Below are 15,989 nucleotides of genomic sequence, written 5' to 3'. Positions count from 1 at the left end.
AATTGTGTGCTTAGCTGTGTGCTTAGTTGTGTGTTCAGCCGTCTGCTCAGCATGCTGCAAAGCGTCACGCTGAGGTCTCTGCTGAGTGGTCTGAGCTGCAGCTGCTGTTGCCATCATAACCTACTCTAACGCCCAGCCAAATTCGGCCAGAATAGCCCGGTGTTTTTCTTTGCCATAAACCTGCTGCCACGCCTGATGCAGTCGCTGCCGTAACCTGGGCGACACACCAACCTTACTGGCTACTATATAAACCGGTGCTTTATGCAAACTCAGACTCAGGCGGTATTGCTGTTTTAACTCAGGATACAGCTGACTCCATTCCATATACTGGGTTTTATCTTCAATCATGCCAAGCACCCGGCCTTTTTTCAGCATATTCAGTTTTTGGGTCAGGCTGTTGGCATATAACAAAAAGGGCTGATAATTTTTTTCATGCCGCAGCTGCTCAAAAGCTTCGCCATAATAAGCGTCCCTGAGCACACCAATACTGCCGGGCAATAAGTTAATATCGCTCAGCTGGTGCACCTGATTCAGGTAGTTTTTATGCAGCACCAGCACCGACTCTTCCATATAGTGCACGCCAATAAAATCAGCATATTGCGCCCGTTCCGCTGTGTAAGACATGGTTAACATCAGGTCAATTTTGCCTTGTTGTAATAACGTCAGTGAACGTGGCCAGGGGCTGCCTACTACCTTCAACTGACAACCGGCAGCATCTGTTAATAAATGCAATAAACGGGCATGTAAATCGTACCAGCGTGGCAAAGATAAACCTTCGGCTGCAGTGTCAGCTTTAGATTCATTCAGATGTGCCACCAAAAAACAGGGTTCAGCCTTTGAGGCTGGTGTTGCCGTCTGGGCAGCTGCCAGCAGCTGATTGGGCAGAACACAAAGCAGCAGCAAGAATATCTTGGGATACAGCCTTAGCTTCGTCATCATTCGTCTGCAACCACTGGTAACTCTAAATGGGCTTTTTCCAATAAATCGGCCGCCATTTCGGTTTTGACCGCGACGCCTAAATCTTTAAACTCAGCGGCTTGTTTAATTAAATTGCCTTTGCCGCTGTAAAGCTGGCTAAAAGCTTTGTCGTAACTTTCGCGGGCACGGTCCAGTTGTTTGCCAACCCCTTGCATACTTTCCAGAAAGCCTGTCAGTTTGGCGTAAAACTTCTCTGCCCTGCTGGCAAGTTCAGCACTATGTTTGTTTTGATCTTCAAACCGCCACAATTGCCGCACTATATTCAGGCTGGTGAGTAAGGTGGTGGGTGTTGCCACCAGCACATTACGCTCCAGCGCCTGTTGATACAACAAAGGTTGTTGTTTCAGCGCTTCCACATAAGCCGACTCTATGGGAATAAACATAAACACCACTTCAGGTGAATTCAGGCCATGAAGCTGATAATAATTACGATCCGCCAGCTCCAGAATACGATCCTGCACCGCCTGACAATGCTGACGCAGCGCCAGTTGCCGTTCCTCATCCTGCTCAGCATTGACATAACGGGTGTAAGCCGCCAGCGAGGTTTTGGCATCTATCACCAGATGTTTTTGTTGTGGCAGATACACAATCACATCCGGCCGGCGCCTGCCTTCATCGGTGTGAAAACTGACTTCACGCTGATAATCCACCCCGGCCCTTAAACCGGAGTTTTCCAGCACATTTTCCAACATCAGCTCGCCCCAGTTGCCCTGAGTCTTTTTCTGGCCCTGTAAGGCATTGGTTAAACGGGCGGCCTGATCGGTAATGGCAAAATTTAGTTTTTGCAAATTCACCAGTTCGGTTTTTAATTCAGCCCGCTGTTTCAGCTCTTCGGTGTGAATAGACTCAACTTTGTCGCGAAAACCTTTCATATCGGCCTGTAATGGCTGCAATAACTGCAACAGGCTCTGGCTGCTTTGTTGTTTAAAGTCTTCACCCTTACGTTGCAGAATTTCATTGGCCAATAGCTCAAACTCTTGTTTTAGCTGAGCTTTATTGTCCTGCAACAAAGCCAGCTGGCTGTGAAAATGTTGCTGGCGCTCTTGCAAAGTCACAGTTAGCCGGTCGTATTTTTCTTTAAGCTGCTGATAATGTTGTTGTTGTTGTGCCTGCTGTTGTAAAGCTTCGTTGGTCAGTTGTTTTTGTTGTTGCAACTGGGTGGTACTGGCCATCAACTCGGTTTGTAGCCGCATCAGTTCAAGCGCCTGCGCCTGACGTTTTAATAAAAAACGCCAGCTGCTTAGCCCCAACAACAACAGTAGCCCCAATGTCAGCATGGGCCAGAGGTGGCTGCCGGCAAAAAACAAATCCATGCTAAGCTCCTGAGTTTTATCGTCTTTTATTAAAAATTTAGCGGTAAATAACTGTATTACTATACAGCGCTTTTACCAAATCCACTACCCAAAGCCCTGCTGCCTTGTAATTGTTGTGCCGACACCATATAACAGGTTCAGATTATCAAACAGCGCCTCAACTGGCACCTTATCCGGGATCATCAAATGACTGAACATTTTGACTATATCGCCATTGGCGGTGGCAGCGGCGGTATTGCCAGCGCCAACAGAGCGGCCAGCCATGGTAAAAAATGCGCCATTATTGAAGCCAAAGCGCTGGGTGGCACCTGCGTCAATGTAGGTTGTGTGCCAAAAAAAGCCATGTGGTTTGCCGGACAAGTGGCCGAAGCTTTTAAACTGGCGCCCGATTATGGTTTTCATACCAATACACCGCCACTCGACTGGGGCACCTTAATTCAAAGCCGCGAAGCTTATATTGGCCGCATTCACGCTTCATACGACAGAGTGCTTGCCAAAAATAATGTCACTGTCATTCAGGGTTTTGGCCGTTTTGTAAGTCCTAACACTGTGGAAGTAAACGGCAAACTCTACAGTGCGGATCACATCAGTATTGCCACTGGTGGCAAACCCAGCTGGCCCGATATTCCGGGAGCCGAATTGGGTATCGACAGTGATGGTTTTTTTGCTTTGCAACAACAACCCAAAAGAGTGGCCGTGGTGGGCGCCGGTTATATCGCTGTCGAAATTGCCGGGGTACTAAACGCACTGGGCAGCCAGACCCATTTATTGGTACGCCACGACAAGCCTTTGCGTTATTTTGACGAGATGTTATCCACCACCCTTGCCGAACAAATGGCACGTGATGGTTTAACTTTGCACCCACACACTCAGGTACAGGCAGTTACGCAAAACCCGGATGGCAGTTTGCGCTTGAGCCTGAACAACGGCGGCATGCTCGAAGTTGATTGTTTGATCTGGGCGATAGGCCGAAGCCCGGCCACAGATAATCTCAATTTAGCAGCCGCTGGTGTAGCACTGGATGAGCAGGGTTTTATTACAACCGACAAATTCCAGAACACCAATGTGCCCGACATTTATGCCATAGGCGACAACACAGGCCGGCTGGCATTAACGCCGGTGGCAGTAGCGGCAGGCAGACGTTTAGCCGAGCGGCTTTTTAACGGCAAAACCGATTTGCATCTGGATTACAACCTGGTGCCAACAGTGGTGTTTTCACACCCGGCCATTGGCACCATTGGCCTGACTGAAAGTGAGGCCAGAACCCAGTTTGGCGACAGCATTAAAGTGTATCAAAGTGAATTTACTGCGATGTACAGCGCCCTCACTTCACACCGCCAGCCAACAAAAATGAAACTGATTTGCCAGGGCGCCAACGAAAAAATAGTGGGTTTACATGTAATAGGTTTTGGCGCCGACGAAATGCTGCAGGGTTTTGCCGTGGCAATAAAAATGGGCGCCACCAAAGCCGATTTTGATAACTGTGTGGCCATACATCCAACGTCGGCGGAAGAGTTTGTCACGCTGAGATAAACTTAAACCGCCACTGCAGTGGCCCTGAACAACCTTTTAGGTGTTCAGGGCTTGTTATTTTTTTGTTTGCAGTGTTGTGGCTTCAGTGCCGTTTTGGGCTGGTTTTTGTCAGCTGCTGCATCCAGCTTGAGATATGGTCCAGCGCCAGCGGTGCTATGGTTTGTTCAAGCAACAAATATTCGTGAATACCCCCTGTTTTGGCCTGTTTTAACAGATGATTCAGTTCTGGCAACAACAGCACTTTCACTTTATGGTTGTCGTCCTGCAGTGAAACATTGTTTTGCTGAGCCACATTCCCCAGCGCTTCGCGGATCCGCTGCAGATTGGCGGTTGCCGGAACCTGTACATCTTTGCCACCTTGCAGCACCAGCACATGGCTCTGCACCCGGGTTAAAAATTCAGCCTGATCACAGGCACTCCAGCAAAAGGGCAGCAGACAAAGGTTCTATTGGTCTTGGTCGGGGCTGAAAAAGTTGGCTCAGAAGATTTTTTTATGAAAACACCACAGGTCAAAGCGCGGGCGGTGGCTGTGCAGGGTGCTGTTGCTGGAAAAAAGATTTATGCCGACTGTTTGAAAGCCCGGCGAAACATCAAAGCTGCGCCCAGATACAACAATACAAAAAATCCATTGAGTAAAATCAGTTCAACCGGGCCGCTAAAAGGCAAACCCAGGCCGGTATAAACCGCCAATAATGCAATCAGCGCCTGCACCAGGGCGGCAGCCACTAAAGCCCACATCATGGCCTTTGACTGAAAACGCCCGCGTACCGCCACTACTGTGATCGCCACCAACACCAGGGCGTAAAGCAGATTGGCCATATCACCATCGCCGCCAATAATGCCAACGCCCAGACTTAACCAAATCAGCAGTAATAAAGTTACCACTGTGCTGGCCATAGCCGCGCTATACCAGCCAAATTGTTGTAGTTTCATTCATTTGTCTCCCAGCAGTTAAATCGATGCTTTGATGTGCAGCCAAAGTTCGGCACAAGATTTTGTCCAGTCCCAAAGTGATCAATTTAAGACTCTGTTAAGGCCAAGGCTACAGACTGCACGGATTGATAACAATCCGGAATATCGCCATGTTCAGGTTTTTACCACTTTTTTTATCGGCACCGGCTCAATCCATCACCATAAACAAAACTCATCAAGGTTGGCGGCACTGGCATCCGTTGTTATTTGCCGTGCTGGCCGCTTTTGGTATGACAATACTGCTGAACGGCCCGTTTTTCCACGCTGTGGCGGACAGAATCCCGGGACAAACCATACTGCAGCTCAGTTTAGCCTGGCTGCTGTTTAGCCTGAACCTGTTATTGTTGCTGGTCTTTGGCATAGGCCAACTGCAAAAACCCGTATTGCTGCTGCTATTTTTTTGTGGTGCATTAAGTCTTTATTTTATGGATAGTTTTGGGGTGCTGATTGACAAAAGCATGCTGCAGAATGCACTGGAAACCGACACTGCTGAAGCCACTGCTTTATTAAGCTTAAACCTTGGCTGGACTGTCATTACCCTGATGGTATTTCCGCTGTTGCTTTGCGGCCTGATCAGGCTGCGTGCACTGCCACTCAAAACCTATCTGAAACACTGGGCGCTGGCTGTCACGCTGGTGTTGTTGTCCCAACTGCTATTGGTTGGTACTGCTTATGCCGAGCTGGCGCCATTTTTTCGCAATTTTCGTGAAGTGAAGCATCTGGCATTACCCATAAGCCCGATCAGCGCCGCTGCAGCTGTGTCCGGACAACTGCTGAAAACAAGGTTCCCGGATAAATTCAGCAGACTTGGGCTGGATGCAAAGCAAAAGACTGCAAAAACCGCTAAAGCCCGGCTGCTGGTGCTGGTATTAGGTGAAACGGCCAGGGCAGATCATTTTCAGCTGAACGGTTATCAACGCCCAACCAATCCAAAGCTCAGCCAGGCCGCAGTTTACAGTTTCCGGGATGTCAGTGCCTGTGGCACCGCAACAGCACATTCTGTACCTTGTATGTTTTCCGGCATGGGTCGTGAACATTATGAAGAAGCCGTGGCCAAAAACAGCAGTAATGTCCTGGATATCCTGCAATTTGCCGGGGTACAGGTCAGTTGGCTGGACAATAACTCTGGTTGCAAAGGTGTATGTGACAGAGTGGAGCATCAGTTTTTATTTCAGCAACACCCTTTATGTGCCGCCAGCCCCTGTCCGGACAATATTTTGCTGCAGGCGCTGGCACAACAGTTGTCGGCCGGTCCGCAGCAGCAAGACCGCCTGATTGTATTGCATCAGCTTGGCAGCCATGGCCCTGAGTATTACCGTCGCAGCAGCAACCACGAAAAACAATTTTTGCCGGAATGCCGGGACAAACAATTGCAACTCTGCCCGCAGCAACAGGTTATTAATGCTTATGACAACAGCATAGTGGCTACCGATCTGTTGTTAGCTGCGCTTATCAAGCAGTTAGAACAACAGCAGCATTACCAAAGCACCATGTTGTACCTGTCTGATCATGGTGAATCTTTAGGCGAAAACGGCGTTTATCTGCATGGTTTGCCTTATTGGCTGGCACCCAAAGCCCAGACTCAGGTGCCGATGATCTGGTGGTTATCTGCTCAGAGCCAACAGGCGTTACAACTTCAGCACAACTGCCTGTTGCAACGCAGCCAGCAAAGCGCCAGCCATGACAACTTATTCCACAGCCTGCTGGGCCACTTTGCAGTGCAAACGGCGTTATACCAGCCGAAGCTGGATTTATTCAGGCCTTGCAGCTAAGTGGCCGGAAATACATGCCACTTGGCGAAGCTTTAGATTGCGGCTTACTAGTTAAACTTGCCGGCGATCATCAAGTTACGCTGTTAACAAAGCGCCATTCCGGCTGTTGTATTCAGTGGGGGTGGTGCCGGTGCGGCAGTTAATAACGCCAGCCAGGGCTGCGGTTGGTGCAGTGCATAACCCTGACCATAAGCCACCCCAAGTTCGGTCAGCAGCTGACTCACCTGCTGGTCTGTAACAAATTCCGCTATGGTGGTTTTACCAAGACTGACGGCAATTTCGGCTATGGCTTTCACCATGGCGTAATCTGTCGCATCAAGTGCCATATTACGGACAAAAGAACCGTCTATTTTGACAAAATCGACCGCCATATTTTTCAGATAACTAAATGACGACATACCGGCGCCAAAATCATCCAGCGCAAAACGGCAACCTATTTGTTTTAACGCCTGAATAAAACGACCGGCACTGGCCATATTGGTAACAGCCGCAGTTTCGGTAATTTCAAAACAAATTTTGGCAGGTGGCACTCTGCTGCCGGCAAAACGCTGCAGTATATGGCTGAGCAACTGCTCATCCCCCAATGACAAACCCGACAGGTTAATGGCCACTTTTTCCAGTTCATCCAGATGGGCCGGGTGGGCTTCCAGACTGTCCAGCACCTGATTAAATACCCAGCGGTCAATGTGTTGCATTAAACCAAACCTTTCGGCCAGCGGAATAAACACCGCCGGGCTCACCGCCTTGCCCTGATTATCTTTCAGCCGCAGCAACATTTCATAATGGACACCACCGCCCTGCGCCTGCAACGGCACTATCAGCTGGTAATACAACTCAAACTGATGCTGATCTATCGCCTGCTGAATAAGGCTGACTAAATCCAGTTCATTCTGTCTGTGGTTCAGCTCAGCGGCACCGGCGTTGACTATATGGTATCTGTTGCGCCCGGCCGACTTGGCAAAATAACAGGCACTGTCGGCCGCTTTTAATACATCTACTGTGTTCAGGTGCTGGCCAGACAATTCCAGCACGCCGATACTGGCCGCCACAGTAAAAATTTTCTGTTCCCAGCGAAAACGAAAAGCGCTGATACGGCCAAATAACTGCTGCAATTTGTTGGTGGCTTGCAACAGGCTGCAACCAATATAAATCAGGCAAAATTCGTCACCGCCAATACGCGCCAGTACATCCTGCTCTGCTAAATCAGTCGCCAGAATGTTGGCAACATGGCGTAATAATTCGTCGCCGGCCAGATGACCACAAGAGTCATTCACCAGCTTAAACTGGTCCATATCGATGTAACACAAAATAGCTTGCTGCTGTGAGGCCAGTAGCTGCTGCAGCCTGCTGTCAAAAGCATAACGGTTGAGCAAACCGGTCAACTGGTCGTGATCGGCCTGATAACGGATTTTATGCTGCAGCAACAGTTCGCTGGTGACATCGCGGCCAATACCTTCAATGGCCAGAACCTTGCCCTGCTCGTCCAACACCGGCCTTTCCCTAAACTCAATCTGGCGGTCGCTGCCGTCTTTGGCTTTGTATTCAATCTGATAAGGTTGTGGTGCTATGCCCTGTTTATACTGCGCCCGGATCTGCGCCATTTGTTCAGGTTCATGCTTGATATAACTGCGGTGATTGGCGGTAAATTCGGCCGGACTATAACCTAAAATCTGCTGCACACTGTGACTGATAAAATCCACTTCACCGGCCTGATTTAACCGGTAAATAAAATGACCATCTATACCTTCCACCAGCCGGCGATATTTTTCTTCATTGGCTTGCAGTTGTTGTTCGTGCATTTTACTGCTGGATACATCACGTAATGAAATGACCAGACCAGCACCAGCTTTTACCAGCTGCAACTGCAACCAGGCCGGGGTCAGCGCCGGTGAGTCTACCGCCACTATGCCGTCAAAAGATTTATTCTGCTGATATACCCGCAGACACAGCGGCCAGAACGAGCTGGCGCAAAGGCTATGGCACAGTTGTTTTAGACTCAGCGCCTGCAACTGGTCGAAACCCGGGCGGAATAATTCAGCCACCCGCAAGTTGGCATGCTGCAGCACAAAATCATCATTTTGGGCCGGATCCGGCACATATAAAGCGATAGCATCAGGCGAAGCATCGGCTGCCGCCAAAAACATTTGTTGTTGCAACTGCAGTTGCTGTTCACGGTATAACTTACGAAACAACATGGCACTGACCAAAAAAGCCGATAACAAACCGGCAAACAACACCAGCGCTGCGCTGTTCAGACCATGTTGTTGTGACTGGATCACAAAAAGCCAGTCCCGGCCGGCAAAACTGAGTTGTTGTTTCACCGCCGGCGCATTGGGATTAATTTGGCCATGACGGAACAACTGATGTGAGCCATCCTGCAGATAAAAACTTAAATCGTCGCTGGCAAGCTCACCCACCAGCACCGTCAGAATTTGCTGAATATCAAAACTGGCGGCGATAAAACCTTTGGCGGGCTGTTGTGGGTCTATCGCTTTGTTGACCAAAGTAAAAGGCTGGCCCTGTCGCAGGTAAAAACCGGTGTTAAAACCACCGGCAGCACTACTAAGCTCTGTCAGCTCAAGCGATTGTAATGAAGTGCCAACCAAAGCTGAACGTTCACTGGCGTTAATACTCCAGCGGATTTGCTGTTGTGCATCCAATAACAAAATGTCATGTAAACCGGGCAACACCTTGCTTAAAGTGGTGGCCCGCACATTAAACCAGTCCACCGGATTGGCATGATAAACCGGCCAGTTCTGCCTTAAATCGTCGACAGCTCTGAGCCGGTCTGCCGAAAAAACTTCAAGATTATTACTGATTTGTTGGGCAATAACGCTGGCTTTGCCATGATTAGCGTTTTGCTCTATCAGACGGGTGTACGAAGCAAGCGCCACACTTAAAGCGCTCAGCAGTAGCAACAACAGTAAAGGCACTGAATAAATACGCCCTGACATAACCAACCACCTGAGATCCGTGAACCGACAAGGTATGCCAGTTGTGTGACACATTTATGTCAGCACAGCAAAGATGTCAATTCACTTTACAGATCTTCTTTATTTTTGTGCCCTTTCGGCAACAAATAACCACGGCAACATAAGCCTGATTTTGCCTTTGAAACCAGGCATTTCCCTGCATCTGTTGCTGCAGCTCCTGCGCATAGATCGACGCAAAATCACCACAACTTGAATGTTATTCATCTGCTTCATCGAAAAAATTCATTTAAACACGGATGGCCAGCCATCCAAACATCTGTATACTTAGCCGTATTATTCTTTGAGGTTTGTATTATGCCGTTAACGCTGCAACAGAAAATTGCTGATCCGAATCAGGGTGTTTATCTGATTGGCACCACACCACCTAAAGCTGGTACTGCCGAAGACAAAACCCGGCGTATCGCCAAAAAACTACTGGCGCGGCTGAACGAAGTGGAATACGACGGCCTGGTGGTATACGACATTCAGGATGAAAGCAGCAGAGTGGCAGCAGAGCGGCCTTTTGCTTTTCACAGCACTTTAGACCCACGCGACTACAGCTGCATTCTGCGTGAACAAGCCAGACGCGATGTCATTACCTATAAAAGTGTGGCGCAGCGTGATGCCGCTGAATTTAACCAGTGGCTCAGCGAAAGCCGCGAGCAGTATCAGTTAGAAAACCTGGTGCTGGTGGGCAGCCCTTCTTCTAACGGCACTATTAAATTGAGCCTGAGTAACGCTTATCAGCAACTGGCTAATCATGAAGCTGAGTTTTTCCTTGGCGGTGTTGCCATTGCCGAGCGTCATGCGCAAAAAGGCAATGAACATGAACGTTTAATTGAAAAAACCGGACAAGGTTGCCAGTTTTTTATTTCCCAGGCGGTATACAACGCTCAGGCCACTATCGACCTCATCACAAGTTATGCCCGCAGCTGCCGCCAGCAACAGCTGACACCACAACGTATTATCCTCACTTTCACTCCTTGTGGTGGTGAACAAACGCTGGATTTTATGCAGTGGCTGGGGATTTCAGTGCCACAAGCCAGTAAATACCGCATTCTGGACGCGGCAAACCCGTTGAATGAATCTATTAAAATTTGCCGCGATAACCTGCAACAAATTTTATTACACTGCGCAGCGCTGGATATTCCGCTGGGGCTAAACGTGGAAAGTCTGACCAACAGAAAAGAAGAAATTGACGCTTCTATCCGTTTGTTCCGTTTATTAAAAGCCACTATGGAATTACATCTGGCAGAAAAACAGGTGGCCTGAGCGGGTCACCTGTCACCTGTCACCTGTCACCTGTCACAACCAAAAGCCTGCCCGGTTTTGTTCAATAAATTCAACGATTTTTGGCAATAATGCCGCATTGTTGTATCACAACAGCTTCCGCTCGGGCTGATTGGGTTGATTGCCAGCAACTCAGGTATTTAAAGTATCTCCCGTCATCCGGCATTGTTGCGCTGCATCAACAACAACGCTTTTTCTGTGGCTTTTTTCCCTTCACATCTGGTCAGACTCAGCAAAAAATGAAATAATGCGAATAATTCTCATATAGCTTTGCATTTGTGCTTTGCCTGGTGCCGGATCTCACATTTTGAAACTGTTTAAATCACATTGGCTGATCGCCGTCCTGGTTGTTGCTGGCCACTGCCTGGGTCTTGGTGTGATGTTAACTCAGGCTGATACCACCACACCCAAACCGGTGGCACCACCTACTATGGTTGGGCTGTTATTGCCACCAGCACCTGAGCAGGTCGTTAAACAACAGCCAAAACAACAACCAAAACCGCTGCCCAAGCCTGAACCAGCCAAACCGAAAAAACGCCAGCCACCAAAAGCCAAGCCTTTGCCCAAAGCGCCGCCATCGGAGCGGGCGATACAGGCACCGGCGCCAGAGCCAGAAGTGGCAAAACCGGTAAAAACAGCGCCAGCCAAAACAGCGCCTCAAGCAGCACCGGCAGTGCAACCCCCTTCAGCGCAGGCGCAGGGTTTGCAAAACCGCGCGCCTAGATATCCGCAGTTGTCCCGCAAGAAAAAAGAGCAAGGCACAGTGCTGCTGAAATTGCTGGTGAAAGCTGACGGCACTGTTGGCAATATCAGCGTGCTGAAAAGCAGTGGTTTTAGCAGGTTAGATCAGGCAGCGCTGCAAGCGGTAAAACACTGGCGTTTTGTACCGGCCAAACAACAAGGCCAATCGATAGATTTTTGGTACGAAATGCCCATGACATTCGCGCTGAATCAGCCAGGCTGAGCAGTTTTTAACAGCAAACAAACCGCTCTCAGTGCGGTTTGAAATAAGGAGCATAACAATGGAACAAAACCCCTACGGCGTCGCCAGTATCTGGGCTCAGGGTGACGGTGTCATTAAAGCGGTAGCGCTGATTTTGTTGATCATGTCAGTGGCGTCCTGGTGTGTCATTTTAATCCGCGCCTGGCATTTATGGCAGTTACAAAAAGTGGCGCACGCCAGCCGCGATTTCTGGCATGCCCAAAGTTTTGGCCAGGGCCTGCAAATTTTATCGGCAGCCAGCCGCCAGCCGGGCAGTCGTGGTAATCCGTTCCGGTTTTTGGCCGACGAAGGTCAGGCTGCGCTGGATCATCACAGCAGCCATCAGGACGACTTACACGGCAAATTGCCGCTGTCAGACTGGTTAACCTCCACCTTAAAAGGCGCTATTGAAGAAAGTGCTGAACAAATGCAAAAAGGCCTGGCCATTCTGGCGTCAGTCGGCTCTACCTCCCCTTTTGTTGGTTTATTTGGCACTGTCTGGGGTATTTATCATGCGCTGGTTGGTATTGGCGCCAGCGGTCAGGCCAGCATCGACAAAGTGGCGGGCCCTGTGGGTGAAGCTTTGATCATGACAGCTTTTGGTTTGGCAGTGGCTATTCCGGCCGTACTGGCTTACAACGCGCTGAGTCGGGGTAACAAAGGCATTATCAGCAAATTAAACCGTTTTGCCTTTCAGCTGCATGCTTATTTCCTGACAGGCGCAGCGCCAAAGTCGGCGCAGGGAAAAAATCAGCCCAAAACCGCTGAGATCCGCACTTTAAATACAGGGGCTTAACATGGCTTTTGGTGGTGATTTTGACAATCAGGATGAAGTCATCAGCGAAATTAACATGACGCCGCTGGTCGACGTGATGTTGGTGCTGCTGATTATTTTTATTATTACAGTGCCGGTGCTGACCCACTCAGTGCAGGTAGATTTACCCCGTGCCAGCAACAGCCCCAGTGAAACCAAACCAAGCACTATTCAGCTGGCAGTGAATGCCAAAGGTGAAGTGTTCTGGAATGAACAAAAAGTGTCGGAAGCTGAACTTGCCGGCAAACTGCAAGCAGCTGCCGGGGCTAAACCTCAGCCGGAAATTCACTTACGTGGCGATCGTACTGTTGCTTACGAGCATGTGGTAAAAACCATGGCCGCGGTACAAAATGCCGGTTTACTAAAACTGGGTTTTGTCACTGAGCCCACCCAATAAGCCATCAGTCTGCGTGACCTTGTTTCAGCCTTATATCTGCTGCTACACAGGCTGTTACAGATTTATGCTGTGTTAATCAATAAATTGCGATAATCTCAGTTTTTATGCTGAGGCATTAAAGGAGAACAGCAATGGCAGAACAAGGTTCAGGCGGTAATGTAATAGCAGCTTTATGCAGCTTTTTTATTCCGGGTTTAGGCCAGTTGGTACAAGGCCGTTTAATGGCCGCTATTTTGTTTTTTGTGGTTTGTGGTGTGGGTTATTTTTTATGGGTGCTGATAGTACCGGTGATTATTGCCGCTTTAGTGCATTTATGGGCCATTATTGACGCAGCAACTTTTACCACCAGACGCCGGTTTTAGCAGCAAAAAAGTAAGCACAAAGTTCTGCCGGTCAAAGCGGAACAGGTAAAAATAACAAAGGCGCTGATATAGCGCCTTTAGTTTTTTCAGTCAAACCTTGATCAAATTCTGGTCAAACCCTGACTAAACCTTAGCAAAACCCAACTTAAACTTTTTTCACAAACTCAGACTTCAGTTTCATAGCGCCAAAACCATCAATTTTACAATCGATATCATGGTCACCTTCCACTAAACGGATGGCTTTTACTTTAGTGCCAATTTTAACCACCAAAGACGAACCTTTGACTTTTAAGTCTTTGATCACAGTCACAGTGTCGCCATCCTGCAGCACATTGCCCGCAGCGTCACGCACCACTTTAGCGCTGTCAGCGGTATCACTGGCAGCACCAGGTTGCCATTCGTGACCACATTCAGGGCATACCAGCTGATTACCGTCTTCATAAGCATAAACAGAATTACATTGTGGACAGGGTGGTAATTGGCTCATGGTTGCTCCTGTGGCTTATACCCTTAGAAAAAGTGCGGCATTATACAGTTTTTTGGCAAAATTACCCGCGGTTTCTTCAGCGGACTAAGGTACACTAACGCCGTTTTTATCCCGAGGCCGCTGATGATTAACATCACCCCCACCATCACACTGGATGAATCAGAGCTGGACTGGCAAGCCATCAGAGCCAGCGGGCCTGGTGGTCAGCATGTGAATAAAACCTCCACCGCCATTCAGTTAATTTTTGATATCCGCCAGTCGTCTTTGCCGGAAGATTACAAAACAGCGCTGCTGGCAAAAGCCGACCACCGCATTACCGCTTCCGGCAAAATTATTATTAAAAGCCAACAAAGCCGCAGTCAGGAAATGAACCGCGAAGCTGCGCTTACTCAGTTTATTGAGCTGGTGAAGTCGGCAGGTTTTAAAGCCAAAAAACGCCACGCTACTAAACCCACTTACGGCAGCCAACAACGTCGGCTGGAAGGCAAAAAACAACGTAGTGCCACTAAATCTTTGCGTCAGCAAAAAAACAAATTTGACTAAAACCTTGTTTGCTTCACATTCCCGCTGATGTAGCACTGTAGTTTTGTTTGATTGTTGCACTCCTTTTGCCAACCTTTGGTATAAAAACCTGATTGCCCTTCCCCCGTCTTAATTCACTTTTAGTTATAACCTTGCTACTAAAAAGTATTTTAAGTTATTAACAGCCTCTGTTTAAATGCATCTCAGGCATATAGATGTCTAAACGGAGATAAACATGAAACAGCAAGCCGCAGCATTATTACTTTTTTTGCTGGATCAATTTGAACAGCGCATGGCGCAAGCCGAATTTGGCCAGAGCGCAACACCGCCAACAAGCAACTGCTGTGAACAAGCCTCTGCTGCCAACAGCTAAATTTTTCCGTCCGGCATTCAACAACATAAGCGTGCAGACAACCCAATTTACAGCATGACGGCAGCCCAGCATGGCACCGGCACGAGGTCACAATGAGTATTCAGATAGAACAGGTTCAGAAAAATTTTGGTGATTTTGTTGCTGTGGATAAGGTGGATTTATCTATACACAGTGGTGAACTGACAGCGCTGCTTGGCCCTTCCGGCTCTGGCAAAACCACCTTATTACGTCTGATCGCTGGTCTGGAACAAGCCGACGCCGGCCGCATTTTGTTTCATGGTGAAGATATCAGCCATCAGCACGTCAGCGAACGCGGTGTTGGTTTTGTGTTTCAGCATTACGCTTTATTTAAAAATATGACGGTGTTTGACAACGTGGCTTTTGGCCTGACCGTCAAACCCCGTAAACAAAGGCCCAATACAGCCGAAATTAAAAAACGGGTGCACAGATTATTAGAGCTGGTGCAGCTGGACTGGACGGCAGAGCGTTACCCTTCACAACTGTCCGGTGGCCAGCGTCAGCGTATTGCGTTGGCGCGCGCTTTGGCGGTGGAACCAAAAGTGTTGCTGCTGGATGAACCTTTTGGCGCGCTGGACGCTAAAGTACGGGCTGAGTTACGCCGTTGGTTACGCCGTTTACATGACGAAATTCATGTCACCAGTGTGTTTGTCACTCATGATCAGGAAGAAGCGCTGGAAGTAGCCGACCGTATTGTGGTGATGAACAAAGGCCGTATTGAACAACAAGGCACGCCGGAAGAAGTGTACGACAACCCGGCCAACCCTTTTGTCTATGAATTTTTAGGCACAGTCAATTTATTCCACGCCAGAGTGCGCCAGGGTGACACGCTTGTTAATCCAAAAACCGCCGACAGCCAGGCCAGCGCCGAAGAAGTGACTTTGCCTGGTTTTGCTTATGTGCGCCCACATGAAATTGATGTGTCACATCAGCAGGAAGAAGACAGCATAGCGGCAAAACTCGAGCTGGTAACCGTAGTTGGCCCAACAGTGCGGCTTGAACTGCAAACCGACAACTCGGACCGTATAGTGCATGTGGAACTGAACAAAGAGCAGTTTAAAAAACTCGGACTGGCCGTTGGCCAACAGGCCTTTTTAAAACCAAGATACAGCAGAGTATTTTTGGGTGAAGGCATTTAGGTAACAGCACCGACCGGCAATTCTGGTCTGCAGTTGCGGTTTTAACACTGGGTTTTAACCGCAGG

16 protein-coding genes are annotated in these 15,989 nt (G+C 48.7%); 10 read left to right on the top strand and 6 right to left on the bottom strand.

The genetic code is table 11. The features are described 5' to 3' along the window. Positions 1-120: 120 nt before the first annotated feature. The gene (locus RCH83_RS05850) at positions 121-816 is read right to left on the bottom strand and encodes an ABC transporter substrate-binding protein (protein ID WP_306519981.1); all 696 of its coding nucleotides are present in this window, start codon (positions 814-816) and stop codon (positions 121-123) included. 119 nt (positions 817-935) lie between these two features. Then, the gene (locus RCH83_RS05845; RefSeq protein ID WP_306519979.1) at positions 936-2,291 is read right to left on the bottom strand and encodes a DNA recombination protein RmuC; all 1,356 of its coding nucleotides are present in this window, start codon (positions 2,289-2,291) and stop codon (positions 936-938) included. 186 nt (positions 2,292-2,477) lie between these two features. On the opposite strand from RCH83_RS05845, the gene gorA reads away from it, so the two are divergent. Further along, positions 2,478-3,824 carry a glutathione-disulfide reductase gene (gene gorA / locus RCH83_RS05840; RefSeq protein ID WP_306519977.1) on the top strand — a complete coding sequence of 449 codons (1,347 nt, stop codon included), beginning with the start codon at positions 2,478-2,480 and terminating at the stop codon, positions 3,822-3,824. Between the two features lie 82 nt (positions 3,825-3,906). On the opposite strand, the gene RCH83_RS05835 is transcribed toward gorA, so the two are convergent. Beyond that, positions 3,907-4,209 carry a hypothetical protein gene (locus tag RCH83_RS05835; protein WP_306519975.1) on the bottom strand — a complete coding sequence of 101 codons (303 nt, stop codon included), beginning with the start codon at positions 4,207-4,209 and terminating at the stop codon, positions 3,907-3,909. A 173-nt stretch (positions 4,210-4,382) separates the two neighbouring features. Beyond that, a complete protein-coding gene (locus tag RCH83_RS05830) occupies positions 4,383-4,757 on the bottom strand; it encodes a hypothetical protein (protein WP_306519973.1) in 375 nt (124 codons plus the stop codon). Positions 4,758-4,906: 149 nt separating this feature from the next. On the opposite strand from RCH83_RS05830, the gene RCH83_RS05825 reads away from it, so the two are divergent. Next, positions 4,907-6,568 (top strand): phosphoethanolamine transferase, encoded by a 1,662-nt coding sequence (locus tag RCH83_RS05825; RefSeq protein WP_306519971.1) that lies wholly within the window; start codon positions 4,907-4,909, stop codon positions 6,566-6,568. Between the two features lie 83 nt (positions 6,569-6,651). On the opposite strand, the gene RCH83_RS05820 is transcribed toward RCH83_RS05825, so the two are convergent. Next, entirely contained in the window at positions 6,652-9,522 is a 2,871-nt protein-coding gene (locus tag RCH83_RS05820) for a bifunctional diguanylate cyclase/phosphodiesterase (RefSeq protein ID WP_306519969.1), read from the bottom strand. Between the two features lie 333 nt (positions 9,523-9,855). Here RCH83_RS05820 and RCH83_RS05815 point away from each other — a divergent pair, with 333 nt between their 5' ends. The 5 genes from RCH83_RS05815 (at position 9,856) to RCH83_RS05795 (ending at position 13,385) form a co-directional block, all read left to right on the top strand. After that, positions 9,856-10,812, top strand: coding sequence for a hypothetical protein (locus RCH83_RS05815; RefSeq protein ID WP_306519967.1), 957 nt, complete (start codon positions 9,856-9,858; stop codon positions 10,810-10,812). Positions 10,813-11,137: 325 nt separating this feature from the next. Continuing rightward, the gene (locus tag RCH83_RS05810) at positions 11,138-11,794 is read left to right on the top strand and encodes an energy transducer TonB (RefSeq protein ID WP_306519965.1); all 657 of its coding nucleotides are present in this window, start codon (positions 11,138-11,140) and stop codon (positions 11,792-11,794) included. 58 nt (positions 11,795-11,852) lie between these two features. Further along, complete coding sequence (locus RCH83_RS05805; protein ID WP_306519963.1) at positions 11,853-12,608, top strand: MotA/TolQ/ExbB proton channel family protein; 756 nt, start codon at positions 11,853-11,855, stop codon at positions 12,606-12,608. 1 nt (position 12,609) lies between these two features. Then, on the top strand, positions 12,610-13,023 hold the full coding sequence (locus tag RCH83_RS05800) for a biopolymer transporter ExbD (protein ID WP_306519961.1): 414 nt from the start codon (positions 12,610-12,612) through the stop codon (positions 13,021-13,023). 131 nt (positions 13,024-13,154) lie between these two features. Further along, a complete protein-coding gene (locus RCH83_RS05795) occupies positions 13,155-13,385 on the top strand; it encodes a hypothetical protein (RefSeq protein ID WP_306519959.1) in 231 nt (76 codons plus the stop codon). A 145-nt stretch (positions 13,386-13,530) separates the two neighbouring features. Here the strand turns inward: RCH83_RS05795 and RCH83_RS05790 are convergent, their stop codons facing one another. After that, entirely contained in the window at positions 13,531-13,872 is a 342-nt protein-coding gene (locus tag RCH83_RS05790; protein WP_306519957.1) for a zinc ribbon domain-containing protein YjdM, read from the bottom strand. 123 nt (positions 13,873-13,995) lie between these two features. Here RCH83_RS05790 and arfB point away from each other — a divergent pair, with 123 nt between their 5' ends. The 3 genes from arfB to RCH83_RS05775 all read left to right on the top strand — a co-directional run bounded on the left by arfB (position 13,996) and on the right by RCH83_RS05775 (position 15,924). Further along, a complete protein-coding gene (gene arfB / locus RCH83_RS05785) occupies positions 13,996-14,415 on the top strand; it encodes an alternative ribosome rescue aminoacyl-tRNA hydrolase ArfB (RefSeq protein WP_306519955.1) in 420 nt (139 codons plus the stop codon). A 214-nt stretch (positions 14,416-14,629) separates the two neighbouring features. Beyond that, positions 14,630-14,767 carry a hypothetical protein gene (locus RCH83_RS05780; RefSeq protein ID WP_306519953.1) on the top strand — a complete coding sequence of 46 codons (138 nt, stop codon included), beginning with the start codon at positions 14,630-14,632 and terminating at the stop codon, positions 14,765-14,767. A gap of 92 nt (positions 14,768-14,859) precedes the next feature. Beyond that, positions 14,860-15,924: a sulfate/molybdate ABC transporter ATP-binding protein gene (locus RCH83_RS05775; protein WP_306519951.1), complete on the top strand. Its 1,065-nt coding sequence runs from the start codon at positions 14,860-14,862 to the stop codon at positions 15,922-15,924. Positions 15,925-15,989: the final 65 nt, after the last annotated feature.

Origin of the sequence: Rheinheimera sp., from assembly GCF_030824435.1 — a bacterium.
Lineage (GTDB): Bacteria > Pseudomonadota > Gammaproteobacteria > Enterobacterales > Alteromonadaceae > Pararheinheimera.
Note: the sequence above shows the minus strand (reverse complement) of the source record. Positions and strands in the feature narration are given on the sequence as shown.